Source organism: Sphingobacterium sp. DR205, assembly GCF_011064245.1.
In the GTDB taxonomy this organism is placed as follows: Bacteria; Bacteroidota; Bacteroidia; order Sphingobacteriales; family Sphingobacteriaceae; genus Sphingobacterium; species Sphingobacterium athyrii.
Map to the genome: position 1 here is coordinate 4,666,390 of NZ_CP049333.1, position 15,194 is coordinate 4,681,583.

At 40.2% G+C, this 15,194-nt stretch carries 6 protein-coding genes; 5 read left to right on the plus strand and 1 reads right to left on the minus strand.

Going from position 1 to position 15,194, the window contains the following annotated elements; translation table 11 throughout:
* Window positions 1-105: 105 nt before the first annotated feature.
* Window positions 106-3,207, minus strand: a complete 3,102-nt coding sequence (locus tag G6053_RS20260; RefSeq protein WP_165308166.1) for a TonB-dependent receptor — start codon at window positions 3,205-3,207, stop codon at window positions 106-108.
* 322 nt (window positions 3,208-3,529) lie between these two features.
* On the opposite strand from G6053_RS20260, the gene G6053_RS20265 reads away from it, so the two are divergent.
* The 5 genes from G6053_RS20265 (at window position 3,530) to bglX (ending at window position 15,162) form a co-directional block, all read left to right on the plus strand.
* A complete protein-coding gene (locus G6053_RS20265) occupies window positions 3,530-6,415 on the plus strand; it encodes a triple tyrosine motif-containing protein (protein ID WP_165308167.1) in 2,886 nt (961 codons plus the stop codon).
* 266 nt (window positions 6,416-6,681) lie between these two features.
* The gene (locus G6053_RS20270) at window positions 6,682-9,780 is read left to right on the plus strand and encodes a TonB-dependent receptor (RefSeq protein WP_165308169.1); all 3,099 of its coding nucleotides are present in this window, start codon (window positions 6,682-6,684) and stop codon (window positions 9,778-9,780) included.
* Window positions 9,781-9,800: 20 nt separating this feature from the next.
* Window positions 9,801-11,231, plus strand: coding sequence for a RagB/SusD family nutrient uptake outer membrane protein (locus G6053_RS20275; RefSeq protein WP_165308170.1), 1,431 nt, complete (start codon window positions 9,801-9,803; stop codon window positions 11,229-11,231).
* A 77-nt stretch (window positions 11,232-11,308) separates the two neighbouring features.
* Entirely contained in the window at window positions 11,309-12,694 is a 1,386-nt protein-coding gene (locus tag G6053_RS20280) for a glucoamylase family protein (protein WP_165308172.1), read from the plus strand.
* A gap of 191 nt (window positions 12,695-12,885) precedes the next feature.
* Window positions 12,886-15,162: a beta-glucosidase BglX gene (gene bglX, locus G6053_RS20285; protein WP_165308173.1), complete on the plus strand. Its 2,277-nt coding sequence runs from the start codon at window positions 12,886-12,888 to the stop codon at window positions 15,160-15,162.
* Window positions 15,163-15,194: the final 32 nt, after the last annotated feature.

Genomic DNA, 15,194 nt, shown 5'->3' on the forward strand with positions numbered 1-15,194 from the left:
AACAAGTGCGTATTTCGATTTGTTAACTGAAATGATACACTCTAATTATATATTATTTATCTTTAATTCACTCATCATTAACACCTTAAAATATTATCCGTGCTATTAAAATCTCAGATTTAGGCCAAGGGTGTACGATTTAATGTTGGGGTAGCCCATGTAATCTAATCCGACATTTCGGTTAGAGTCCTGATAGCTTACCTCAGGATCAAAACCCGTGTAGTTGGTCCATGTCCATATATTTTGTGCACTGACATATATTCTTAAATATTTTAGATGAATTTTTTCGAGTGACTTTTCAGAAAAATTATAGCCAAGAGCAAGATTCTTTAACCGGAGGTAAGAGCCATCTTCTACCCAACGCGAGGAAACTTCGGGATTGTTAGTTGAGCTTGCCCTTGGTACGTCAGTATTGGTATTTTCGGGTGTCCAGCGTCGCAATGCATCCTTAGTGGCATTTCCTTTCCCGGCCATCCAGTCCAGTTCCATTCGTGTGATGTTCAACATATCATTGCCATAACTTCCTTGCATAAAAATATTCAGATCAAAATTCTTGTACTTAAAATCATTGTTAAAACCGAAGGTGAAATCAGGATTTGGATCGCCTATAATTGTACGGTCATCGGCATTCACAACACCATTTGCGCCAGCAGTCAATTGGTTATTTTTATCGCGGCCAAATAAATCCTTATAGCGAATATCACCGGGTTTCTTATTTGGCTGTGCGCTAAAATCATCACCCTGCTGATAAATTCCATCTGTCACCCATCCAAAAAATGCACCGAGTACCTCTCCTTCACGGAGCAGCTGCGAATCCGTTGAAAGCATGTGACCAGGGATTGTATTATATCGAATCTCGCCTCCAGGAAGCTGCAAAATCTTGTTGCGATTGAAACTGATGTTAAAATCTGTTTTCCATCCAAAGGCGCCATTGAGATTGGTTGTCTGCAAACCAAATTCCCAACCTTTGTTTTGTACACTTCCTACATTCTGAAGCGCTGTAGTAAAACCCGAATAGAGCGGCAGAGGCACCTGATACAAGAGATTGATCGTTTTTTTGTAATAATAGTCTACTGATAGGTTGATTCGGCTCTTTAGAATGCCGATATCCAATCCGGCGTCTGTCTGTTTGGTCGTTTCCCAAGTCAGATTCGGGTTGGCAACATTCGTGGGACGCACTGCGTTAACTGGACTTCCGCCCATTGTTGTCAAGGTAGGTGAGAATCTAGCCAAAGATTGGTAGGAACCAATTTCAGAATTTCCAGTCTCACCATAACTTGTTCGCAATTTTAAATTGCTCAGCCAATCGATCGATTTCATAAACGGCTCCTGGCTCACATTCCAGGCGAGTGCTCCCGAAGGAAAGAAAGCCCATTTATTATTATCTCCAAATTTGGAAGAGCCATCGTACCTTCCTGTCGCGGTAACGAAATAGCGATTCTTATAATTATAATTCAACCTACCATAAAAGGAAGACATTACCCAATCTTCAAGATTCGAAGATGCATTTTGATAATTGGAACCAGCCCCCAGATTCCAATAGCTAAAGCTGTCTGAAATGAAATTTCGATTATTGGCCTGCCAGGTTTCATTTCTAGAACTCTGATAGGAATAACCAGCCATAGCATTCAGATTATGGTCTTCGTGAAAGGTTTGTGTATATGTCAAGAAGTTTTCATTGATCAAATTGGTATTTTTATGTGCCGCGATCGATCCAACTCCACCGAAATTCCTCCCTTCGACAAGTTCTTTTGATACATAATTACCTGTACGTTGATTACTAACCTGTACACCAAAGGTGCTACGGAATATCAGATTTTTCAGAATCCCCAACTCCACAAATCCATTCCCCTGAAATAGATCTGTAATCACCTCGTTTTTTCTTTCCATAGCAGCAGCCACCGGATTATCATGCGGATCACCGAACTGCTTTAAGGTATATTTTCCTTCCTCATCGTAAACTCCCTGTGTGGGTTCAAAGCGCAAGGCTGCAGAGATCACTCCCGCACCTGTCGTTCCGCTACTTCCCTCCTGTGTCCTTACACCATTTAACTTATTGCGATTAAACAGCAGTCTGGTTCCGATTTTGATTCGATCAGAAACCTTCATTTCTAAATTTGAAGTTCCGGAAAGTCTTCTAAAATCGGAATTGATCACAGTTCCTTTTTGTCCAAAATGACTGACGGAAGTATAGTATTTTATATTGTCACTGCCTCCCGACACGGAGACTTGATTATTCAACTGGTTTCCGTTTCTAAAAATAAGATCCTGCCAATCGGTTCCTTCACCCAGGGATTTCGGATCTTTGAATGGTAGATTATTGTTTCCAGCATTCGTATAGGTATCGTTAATATAGGAGGCAAATTCCGACGCATTTAATAGCGAAAGGCGCTTCCCTACTTTCTGTGAAGCAAAGGAATTATTTAATTCAATAACAGGTTTGCCTGAACGTCCTTTTTTTGTTGTTATCATGATCACTCCATTAGCCCCTCTGGAACCATAAATAGCTGTTGCAGAAGCGTCTTTTAATACTTCGATAGATTCAACATCTTCAGGAGCGGGGGCCGAACTACCTGGAAAGCCATCAACCACATACAATGGATCACTACTCGCATTGATGGAACTACCACCCCTAATCCGTACACGAGGAGCTTTACCGGGCTCTCCATTCGTGCTGGTCACAGAGACTCCGGGAGCTCTTCCCTGCAATGCTTGTGCAGTACCGGCCAATGGAAACGCATTAATTTGATTTGCATTAATGGAAGAGACAGAACCTGTTAAATCACTTTTTCGTTGTGTTCCATAGCCCACGACGACAACCTCATCCATAAGTGACTCGTTCGACTGTAAGGTGAGCTGTACTGTCTTTTGATTCGCCCCAAGTTTAATTTCTTGTCCAGCGTAGCCTATGGATGAAAAAGTTAAAGTTGCATGTGCAGGCACCTTTATCATAAATTCCCCTTTATCGTTGGTCTGGGTACTCCGATCGGGGATTCCTTTTACACTTATGGATACTCCCTGCAAAGGAGAATTATCTTTGTTGACAACCTTACCTCTGATTTCTGATTCTTCCTGATTAATTTGAAGATGGGTACTTCTGTTTTGGCTTTTAGTTATTCCCAGTGATAGTCCCGGTGACAAAAATATTGCCATGGAAGCATAGGGAATAAGCGCACAGGGCCCTCTTCCGAAAAGCTTTGATTTCATAATTTTACTGTTTAGTGTTTTTTGGGTTTACGTTTTGATTGATGGATTCCCTCCTTGAGCAATTCGTTTGAATCCAAATCTAATTTTTAAAGATTTGTTCAAGTCATAGTCGTCTTTTGTTTGGTTATTTGTTTCCAAGGTAATTAAAAAACAAGTAGACTTCATGAAATTAGGGGATTAAAAATGCGAAAACGATTTCGACTATTTTGTTTAAAAAAATAGCTTAAAATGTCTATAATAACAATCATCTGCGGCTCGCATTCGCCCATTTGCGATAAAATCTATATATTGCTTTTCAAATCAATTTAAAGTGAGATATTCGATGATATCAAAAAAATATAGCATTGCCTGTATCTTTTGGTTTTGCGCTTTTTTTATTCTTAATATGGATACCGGCTATTGCCAGACAATCATACCTACGGGAACACCATTTGTAAAACAATACAAAAAAAGCCAATACAAAGCTGGAAACCAGAATTGGTCATTGGCTATCGATCAAGAAGGACGGGTCTATAGCGCCAATACAGAAGGTTTGCTACGATTTGACGGACAATTCTGGCGCATGTACCCACTTCCCAACCACTCAACAGTACGTAGTGTTGCTGTTGATAAAGCTGGAAGAGTATATACAGGCGGACGAGGTGAATTCGGCTACTGGACTTCAAAGGCATTTGGAGAGATGACCTATCATAGCTTATCCAAATTGGTAGCAGACAAGACTTATTTTCCAAATGAGGAGATCTGGAAAATTATCGTGGAGGATCATCGTGTATTCTTCCACACTTTTTCTAAGTCCTACATCTGGGAGAACAATAAAATCAGACCACTTATAGCTAAAGGTGAACCATTCTTATTTCCCCATCAGCTCAACAATCAGCTATTTTTTGAACAGCTCCCCAGTGGTCTACATGAATTTAGAGCCGGAAAGCTGGTCCCTGTACAAGGCAAGGAGATCCTCCGGGATAAAAATATTTTAGCGATATTACCCTTTGATAAGGATCACTCAATAGTTGCTACTGCCCGACACGGGCTTTATCTGATGGCGTCCAACGGTTTAATTAAACAATGGTTAATTCCAGCCAATGCTATTCTTAGTCAATCTCAAATAAATAACGGTATTTATTTATACGATGGTCAATATGCTTTTGGCACCATTCAAAATGGCGTGATTATTATCAATAAAACTGGAGAAATTGTTCAACATATCAATAAAAACAATGGTTTACAGAATAATACGGTACTTAGCATCGTAAAGGATAAACAACAAAATATCTGGGTAGGCCTCGATAATGGAATTGACCGTATCGAAATCAACTCATCTTTATCTTTCTACACCGACTTTGTAGGCAAGATAGGTACTGTGTATACTTCAATTATTTATCAGGGGAAAATTTACTTAGGGACAAATAAGGGCTTATTCGTCAGTGAATGGAAGGGTTTAAACAATTATAATTCATTAGATTTTGTACAAGTCCCCAATTCAAATGGTCAAGTCTGGACATTGACCATTTTCGGTGAAGACCTCATTTGCGGTCATAATGAAGGAACCTTCAAACTGGTCGGTGGTAAATTGGAAAAGATCTCCCAAATTACAGGGGGCTGGATATTCAAACCTATCTTTGGAACAAAAAATATTCTTCAGGGGAATTATACAGGATTATCAAAATTCGTTTTTGATGGTACACAAATTCAATTTGTGCAGCAATTTTCTTCAATCAAAGAACCTGTTCGATTCCTTGCCCAAAAAGATAACCATTCATTTTGGATTGGGGATTGGGGACAGGTACAGTTAATTGATTTTGATCCGAGCTTCCAAAAAGCACATATCCAATTTACATCGATGCAAGACAGTCTCGCTGCTAAACGAAGATTTAATGGAATTTATACCTTAGAAAATAATCTCGTTTTCGCCACAGACAGTGGCTTCATGCAGTTTGATAACATTGTCAAACGCTTTAGCTATTCCGATGAATTGAACAATGCATTAGGAAGTTACAAAAATTCAAATAAGATAATTCCCATCAACACCAATAGTTATTGGTTTATTCAGAAGACAAAAATTGCCAAAGTGGATTTTGATAGCAAAGGAAAACTGAAGATAGACTCCAATCTCCTCAGCCCTTTGCAAGATCGTATGATGAATAATTATGAAAACATCCTACCCATAGAAAATCACTACTATCTCATTGGCTTGGACGATGGTTTTGCCATTTACCGGAATTCTGATGAGCCCGCTAAATTTATATTGCCGCCACCGCAGATTGCTCAATTGACCAATCTCACAACCGGAGAAACTATCTTACCGGGGGCTGACCTTAAATTGGCCTCATCCGAAAACAATCTCCGGGTGAGCTTCTCAAGCCCTTATTATTCCTCTTCACCATTACAATACCAATATTACCTCGACGGGTATTCAGGAAAATGGTCTGAATGGAGTGAAACAGCCTTTCAAGATTTTACAAACTTGCCCTATGGGCATTTCGAAATTAAAGTAAGGGCCAGAACCAACACTGGCTTGACTTCGGAGGTACAGACGATTGCTCTCACCATTAAATATCCCTGGTACCTCTCCTGGTGGGCAAAAAGCATTTATATTTTGATGTCCGGCGGAATGGTTTATCTTCTTTATAATTTTAATCTTCAACGAGAAAGAAAGAGACAGTTTCAGGCGAAGCGAAAATGGCTGGAAGAGAAGAAAATTGCATTGGAAAGAGAAGCCGAACAGCAGGAAAAGGAATGGATTAAATTGAAGAACCAACAACTGGAAGATCAACTTAATCTAAAGAACAAGGAACTGGCCAACGCTGCACTCAATATTGTCTATAAAAATGAAATGTTGAACAATCTGCACGATGAACTCAAGCAGCTTAAAGATGCAGAAGGCAACAAGCTAAGTTCTGACGAACTGAAAAAAATAAATAAGCTGATCGAAGACGCCCATAACGATGATCGTGACTGGCACATTTTTGAGAAGAGTTTTAATGAATCGCATGAGAATTTCTTTAAAAAATTAAAGCATGAATTTCCAGACCTTGTCCCCAATGATCTAAAATTATGTGCTTACCTGCGGCTCAATATGTCGAGTAAAGAGATTGCTTCATTACTCAACATTAGTACGCGGGGTGTAGAAATCAGGCGCTATCGTTTGCGTAAGAAATTGGGTATTCCAACAGATAAAAACCTCTCTGAATTCCTATTGGAACGTTAAAATTTCGCTACAAACACTACATCATTACCACACACATGCGTTAGTGTCACCTTCACACTAACGCATGCTTTTTTTTGTATAAAAACACTTCTTTATATTCTTACTATCAGCTATTTAAAATAAAAACAAATTTACCTTGAGAAAGTTGAAATTAGCTGTAGTAGTGATGTGAAAATGTTAAATTTTGGCGAAGTTGTACTACATCAACATATTTGCTTCAGGGAAATAACCAACTGTATTTTAAACAAACACCAAAAATTTACGATATGAGGAATCTATCCGCATTATTTTTGACATCCATGGTCGTCTCGGTAGCCTATGGACAAACTTCTATACAAGGGGTAGTCAAAGATGGCTCAAGCATGGTATCCATGCCTGGGGTCACCATCAGTATTAAAGGGAAAACAGTATCTACAAAAACCGACGCAACGGGGAAATTTCAGATCAATGCCGCTCCTACCGATTCACTGGTATTTAACTTTCTAGGTTATCGCAAACAAACGGTATACATCGGTAATCAGACGCAACTCAATGTATTTTTAGAGAATGAAAATAAAGCCTTGGAAGAAGTTGTTGTCATCGGTTACGGTACACAAAAGAAAGCTGACTTGACAGGATCAATTAGCTCCTTGAAGTCATCCGACATTACGAAGCAACCAGCAATGTCTGCGATGCAATCCATACAAGGTAAAGCTGCAGGTTTAAATATCATCGCAAATGAAGCACCAGGCTCTTCGCCAAATGTCATTATTCGGGGTTTAGGAACAGCATTGTCAGGAAGGAATCCTTTATATGTAGTCGATGGTATCGCACAAGATGATATTAATAATATCAATCCTTCGGATATTGAATCCATGGATGTATTAAAAGACGCTTCCTCGGCTTCCATCTATGGTTTAAGAGCTGCAAATGGTGTCATTATTGTTACTACAAAAAAAGGAAAAGCAGGTACTGTTAGCATCAATTACGAAAGTTATGCTGGAATGAAGAAAGTTCTTAACCGCGTTAAGATGGCTAATTCTTCACAATTCATCACCTATGCGAACGAATTCTTGGAGTCGGTTAATGGAGATTACTTATTAGACTCCACTCAAACAACCAATACGGATTGGTTCGATGAAATTCTCAGAACGGGTAGTGTCTATAACAATGCGATCAATATTTCCGGAGGTAGTGACAAAGTTGATTATTTTGTATCAGCCAATAACTTCACTGAAAACGGAATCCTTGATGGTTCCAAATATATCCGGAATACCCTACGTAATAACAATGTATACAAGCTATTCAATAACCGCCTTAAGTTTAGTCAAAACCTTAACTTGACTTTAACTAAAGCTACCCCTAAGCCTTATAGTGCCTTTACAACAGCTTACAGGCAGTCTCCTTTGGTTCCTGTAATGTATAGCAATGGGCGATATGGGACCAATAGTGTCAATAAAAAAACGGGGATCGTTGGGTTAGAAACTGCTCCGGGCGAAAGCTTAGGTAACTTAAATTCCGAAGGTAACCCAATATATGAAGTACTCCGTCAAAATCAATTGACAAATACATTGCGTTTACAGGGCAGTTTTGAGGGAGAGTTTAAAATAACGGACTATTTAAAAATCAATTCTCGTATCGGTGGCAATAAATTTTATTCAAAAGACCGCAACTTCGTCAATATCAAAGAAAACTACTTGAATGCTAATCCATTGAAATCTGAAGCAGATTTCTATGCAGAAAAAGAAAAAGGTGGTGCGGGGAATGTTGCATTTGCAAATAATAGTCTTAAGTACGAAAATTTAGAGCAATTCAGATGGGCATGGGAAAACTTCCTAACATTTAACAAGACGTTTGACAAACACAATATTGAAGCTGTGGTAGGGATGTCTCGCGAAAAATATGATATCAATAGTATGAATAGCCAGATGGGATATAGCGTCCCGGGACAAGAACAATACTGGAATATCGATTTGGCGTCAGATGAATATAAGATAATCAATCGTCAAACTTATTATACCCCAAGAGCATTAGCTTCTTATTTTGGTCGTGTCGCTTACAATTATGACAGTCGTTATTATTTTACAGGTACATTGCGTCGTGATGGTTCCAGCGTCTTTAAAAACACCAAAGAATATTGGGGAACATTCCCATCAATCGGGCTTGGATGGAATGTCTCCAATGAAGAATTCATGAAAGATGCATCTTGGATCAACTTATTAAAATTAAGAGGAAACTGGGGTAAGTTGGGTAACCAGGATATTCCATTAAACGTCTCGACAATCATGAGCAGTCCTGAAGCTTCTACATATAACTATGTCTTTGGGCCTGAACAAAATCTCGTATACGGTAGTGCATATGGAACACCAGCTGTAAATGTTTCCTGGGAGGTAACCCGTGAAACAGGCGCTGGCGTGGATTTCGCTTTTTTAAACAATCAACTTTCAGGATCAATTGATTATTATCATAAGCTGAACACGAATACAATCTTAAATGTAACACCGACTTTAACATCTCCTTCAGAACAAAACTTCTATGCCCACGGTGCTAAGGTCTTAAACCAAGGTGTTGAGGTTGTTCTTAATTGGAATAAAAATATAAGTCCAGATTTTAGCTATAATGTTGGTATCAACTACGCTTATAACAAAAATAAAGTTACTGATGTCGTACCAGCTTATGACGGGGACACCGGAGGAAGTTTGAATAACGGTGAAATCACCAAACAACTTCGTGTGGGGCAACCTATTTATGGTTGGTGGATGTTTGAATCTATCGGTGTCTACCAAGATGATGCAGATGTTGCAAACAACCCCGGATTCGGTGCTTCAAAACCTGGTTACCTTAAATATAAAGATCAAAATAGCGATGGTGTAATTGACACCAGAGATAAAAAATTCTTTGGTTCATTTTTACCTTCATCTACTTACGGAATTAATATTGGTATCAATTACAAAGCCATCGACTTTAATCTATCGGGCTATGGTGTTGCCGGAAATAAAGTCTACAACGGGCTGAAAAGTGTGAGACAAAACGCGGGTGAAAATATCACTTTAGAAACCTTTGAAAATCGCTGGACGGGTGCAGGGTCAACCAACGTACATCCGGGTGCTGAACATGCTTATTGGGCTTCTAGTTATTATCTGGAATCAGGCAGCTATTTCCGCATCAATAATATTACTCTCGGATATACCTTCAACAACTTATATAGTTCTAAATCCAAATTACGTCTGTACGTAACAGCTCAAAATCCATTTATGTTTACCAACTACAGTGGTTTCTCTCCTGAATTGGCAGGCGATGGTAGTCCAAAGTTAACCTCTGGCATTGAGTTATCGGCCTATCCAACCACGCGCAATTTCCTTTTTGGGCTTAACATGCAATTTTAATCACTTAAGTTTTGAAAACAATGAAAATTAACAAACTCTATATATCCCTTTTTCTTAGTGCTGGTATTGCACTTCAGGGTTGCAAAGACAATAATTTCTTGGATGTCCCTTCTCGTGAAAGAGTTGAAGCTGAAGATAGTGAAGTGATATATACACCCGAACAATTTGTCAACGGTGTATATGGTATGTTTACATCTTGGGATTACTCCTTCTCCTACATCGGTATAACAGATATGCTGTCCGACAATGGGGATAAAGGCTCTGCTTCGACCGATGCAGGCGGAGATAAGCTAAGTTTAGATCAATTAACATATACCTCAACAACCGGATCTTTTAAATCGCTGTGGACTCACTGGTATAAGTCAATTGGACGCGCAACTCAGGCAATAGAATACACGGAAAAGTTTGGATTAACTGACGAAGCTTATAAAAATAGGCTGATTGCTGAAGCTCGTTTTTTACGTGCGCTCAACTATTTTTATCTCGTCCGTGGATGGGGAGACGTTCCTATCCAAGAAAAAGATTTGATTAACCGTGCGTCGGCCTCCGAGGTCTATGCTTACATCGAAGCTGATCTACAATTTGCTATCGACAACCTGCCGGTAAAATCAGCATACGCTGCGAAAGATCTGGGTCGAGCAACAAAAGGCGCTGCACAAGGATTATTATCAAAAGTGTATTTGTATCAAAGCAAGTGGCAACAAGCAGCTGATATGGCCAAAACTGTCATCAACTCAGGGGGATATAGCCTTGAAAAAGACTACGCGACAATTTGGCGATTGGCGGGAGAAAATGGCCCCGAATCGTTGTTTGAGTGGCAAGCGAGAGGCACATCGATCGCTTTAGGTATCAAACAATATAGCCAAGTACAAGCTCCACGTGGTGGTCTGGTAAAACTCGGCTGGGGGTTTAATACGCCTAGCGAAAATCTACTCAATGCTTTTAATGCTGAGCACGACAATATCCGTCGTGATGCGACTATTATTTTTAGAAATTCCACCTTATATGATGGTCGCGTAATCGACGCTGGCGTAGAAAATGCGATGTACAATATGAAAGCGTACTCATCTGCTAATGGTGGTGCGGATCATACAGATAAAAATGTACGTTATCTCCGTTTAGGTGAAATTTACCTTATTCTTGCTGAAGCTACAAATGAACTTGGCAATAGCAGCGAAGCGCTGAATGCATTGAATACCGTACGGGCACGTGTAAAATTAGCCAACGTAACTACGACCGATCAGGCACAGCTCCGTCAATCGATCTGGAAAGAAAGGCGCCTTGAACTCGCCTTTGAACATGACCGCTGGTTTGATCTCATCCGTACTAAACAAGCAAAAACAGCGATGGCTGCTGATGGAAAAACATTTCAGGATAAAATGTTGCTTTTCCCTATCCCGGAAGATCAACGTATCCAAACTCCGGAAATGCCACAAAATTCAGGTTGGTAATACACACAAACTATAACTCGGTTCAAACGACCAATGGTCGTTTGAACATTTTTTTAAGACTTTAAACAACACTAGCCATGAGAAATCGAACAGCATATCCTTACTTAACTGGTATTGCTTTGGCGCTTCTTCTCAGCAGTTCATGCCAAAACGCCTCCAATAATCATACAGACAACCCTTCAAAAACTGATTCAATCAGTGGTCATCATTTCAACGAAGATTCGTTGTTGACCAATATTCAACAACATACCTTTCAATATTTCTGGGAAGGCGCCGAACCTACTTCTGGCCTTGCTCGGGAACGTATTCATATGGACGGTGTCTATCCAGAAAATGACCGTAATGTGATTACCATAGGTGGTAGTGGATTCGGGCTTATGAGCATGATTGTCGCTATGGAACGTGGATTTATCAGTCAGGAACAAGGTATCCAAAAGTTGGATCATATCATGAATTATCTAGGCAAGATCGAACGGTTCAAAGGCGCATGGGCACATTGGTATGATGGGGAACTGGGGACGGCCAAACCTTTCAGTGAAAAAGATAACGGAGGCGACATTGTGGAAACCGCTTTCTTGGCTCAAGGTCTGGTTACTATCCGTGAATATCTAAAGGATAAAGGTGATTCAGCTCAATTGGTTGCTCAAAAAGCCGACAAGCTCTGGAAGGGAATAAATTGGAATCATTATACGAATGGACAAAACGTAATTTATTGGCATTGGAGCCCAAAATTCAACTTTCAGCAAAACCACCCCGTTAGAGGATATGATGAGTGCCTTATTACCTATATTTTAGCCAGCTCCTCTCCTTCTCATCCGATCTCACCCAAAGTATATCACGAGGGTTGGGCAAGATCCGGAGGGATTAAAAGCACGGCTAAAAAATATGATATTCCGTTAGTACTTAAACATAATGCCAAAGAAGGCGAAGTAGGCCCGCTTTTTTGGGAGCATTATTCTTACTTAGGACTAAGCCCCAAAGGATTAAAAGATCAGTACGCGGATTATTGGGAAGCAACAAGCAACCATGCTAAGATAAATTTAGCCTATGCCAACCAAAATCCAAAAGGATATAAAGGTTATGGTGCTGAAAAAGGCTGGGGTTGGACAGCCAGTTATTCCATTAAAGGCTACGATGCACACCACCCGGACAACGATCCCGGTGTAATCTCACCAACAGCAGCCTTGTCATCTATGCCCTATACACCTCATGAAAGTATTCAGTTTGCCCAATACTTAAACAAACAATTGGGTAATAAAGTCTGGGGAAAATATGGATATTATGACGCTTATAGCGAAACTGCAAATTGGTACCCTCAACGTTATCTTGCCATCGATCAAGGTCCCATTATCGTCATGATCGAAAATTATAGAACAGGAAAAATCTGGGACTTATTCATGCAAGCACCAGAGATTCAGCAGGGATTGAAAAAACTTGGTTTTACAAGTCCCTATCTAAAGTAGTGGGAAATTCGGAATCATTTTTAATCTGTCACACGTTGAAAATGGTTCCCTCCACGAAAATATAAAATTGTCAACAAGAAGCTCTTAGTCAACACAAGCTTATTTTATAAATAAATTTTACAATCAGCAACTAAATCGGGTGTTATGCGCTCAATTAAAACATTTAGTTCATAACGTACAAAAAAAATACAATGAAAAAAGTAGTAGGAACATTCCTTCTTGCATTTCTAGCTTGGCATGTGAGTCCAGCACAGTCAAATCAAAAAATGGATGAGTTCATTAACCAGCTTATGGCCAAGATGACAGTCGAAGAAAAGATCGGGCAGCTAAATCTTGTTACCGGCGGCGAGGCGACAACGGGAACAACGGTTTCCACAGACGTGGACGCTAAAATTCGAAATGGCCAGATTGGTGGTATCTTTAGTATGAGTACGCCATCCAAAATTCGCAAGACCCAGGAAATTGCAATCAAGCAGTCTAGGCTAAAGATTCCAATTATCTTCGGTATGGATGTCATACATGGCTATCGCACTGTTTTCCCTATTCCTTTGGGCCTTGCGGCGACATGGGATATGGGTTTAATTCAACAATCTGCCCGCATAGCGGCAGAAGAAGCGACAGCAGATGGCATCAACTGGGCTTTTTCGCCGATGGTGGATATTTCCAGAGACCCGAGATGGGGACGTATCTCCGAGGGTGCTGGTGAAGATACTTACCTAAGTTCAAAAGTAGCTGAGGCTATCGTCCAAGGCTTCCAGGGGGATAATTTAGCAGCACACAACACAATGATGGCCTGTGTCAAACATTTTGCACTCTATGGCGCAGCAGAAAGCGGACGGGACTATAATAGCACGGACATGAGCCTACATCGCATGTACAATGAATATCTACCACCTTACAAAGCAGCTATAGATGCCGGAGCTGGCAGTATAATGACCTCCTTTAACGATATTAATGGCGTACCCGCATCAGCCAACAAATGGTTGATGACCGATGTGCTACGCAAGCAATGGGGTTTTAAAGGCTTAGTTGTAACAGATTATACGGCTGTCAATGAATTAACAGCGCACGGCCTCGGCGATCTACAACAGGTTTCGGCATTAAGTCTGAACGCTGGTGTTGATATGGATATGGTAGGTGAAGGTTTTCTCACAACACTGAAAAAATCGCTTGACGAAGGCAAGGTTAAACTCGCTGATATCGACAGAGCTTGCCGTTTTGTGTTGGAAGCAAAATATAAATTGGGGCTATTCGAAGATCCATACCGTTATTGTAATGATCAACGTGCGAAAACTGTGATAGGTTCGGCTGCAAATCATGCCAAGGCAAGAGAAATTGCCGCTAAATCATTCGTTTTGCTGAAAAATGAAACTCAGATTCTTCCGTTAAAAAAAACGGGCACAGTTGCCGTCATTGGCCCTTTAGCCAATTCAGGAGCTAATATGCCGGGTACCTGGAGCGTGAGTGCAGAATTAGAGAAAACAGCATCATTAGTAGAAGGAATGAAGGCGGTGCTGGGTAATAAAGTAAACATCCTGACACATCTTGGGACGAATCTGCTGGAAGATCCTACCTACCAAAAGCACGCGACAATGTTTGGGCGTACAATAGTAAGAGATCCTCGGAAAGAAGAAGAAATTATCGCAGATGCCGTAAAAGTTGCTCAACAATCAGATGTTGTTGTTGCCGCACTCGGAGAATCTTCAGAAATGTCCGGAGAAAGCTCAAGCCGCTCCGAGCTGGACATACCTAAAAATCAACAAAACCTTTTAAAAGCATTATTATCAACAGGAAAACCAGTTGTGCTCGTATTATTTACAGGGAGACCGCTAACGCTTACTTGGGAAGATGCCCATGTTCCGGCGATCTTAAATGTTTGGTTCGGCGGCTCGGAAACGGGAAAGGCTGTTGCTGATGTCTTATATGGAGATGTTGTTCCTTCAGGAAAGATTACAGCGACTTTTCCGCGCAATGTTGGTCAGATCCCAATCTATTATGCACATAAAAATACAGGAAGACCTTATGGAAACTCCGGGGATTTTGAAAAGTTTAAATCAAACTATTTAGATATTAGCAATTCCCCACTCTACCCTTTCGGTTATGGATTGAGTTATACGACCTTTGCTTATGGAGAGATTCATCTGGATAAAAACACATTGGACAACGATGGCACCATTCAAGCACGTATTGATATTAGCAATACAGGTAACTATGACGCAGAGGAGACCGTTCAATTATATATCCAGGACTTAGTTGGTTCTGTCACCCGTCCGGTTAAAGAATTAAAAGGTTTTCAAAAAATATTTTTGAAGAAAGGCGAAGTCAGGTCAGTTAAATTTGACATTCAACTCAAAGATCTCAAGTTCTTTAATAATGATCTTAATTATGTTGCTGAACCCGGGGATTTTAAAATTTACATTGGTCCCAATAGTCGAGATGTTAAAGAAGTTTCCTTCAAACTGCTTTAAGCTAAAGCAAAAAAAAAAGCGACACCTTTTGA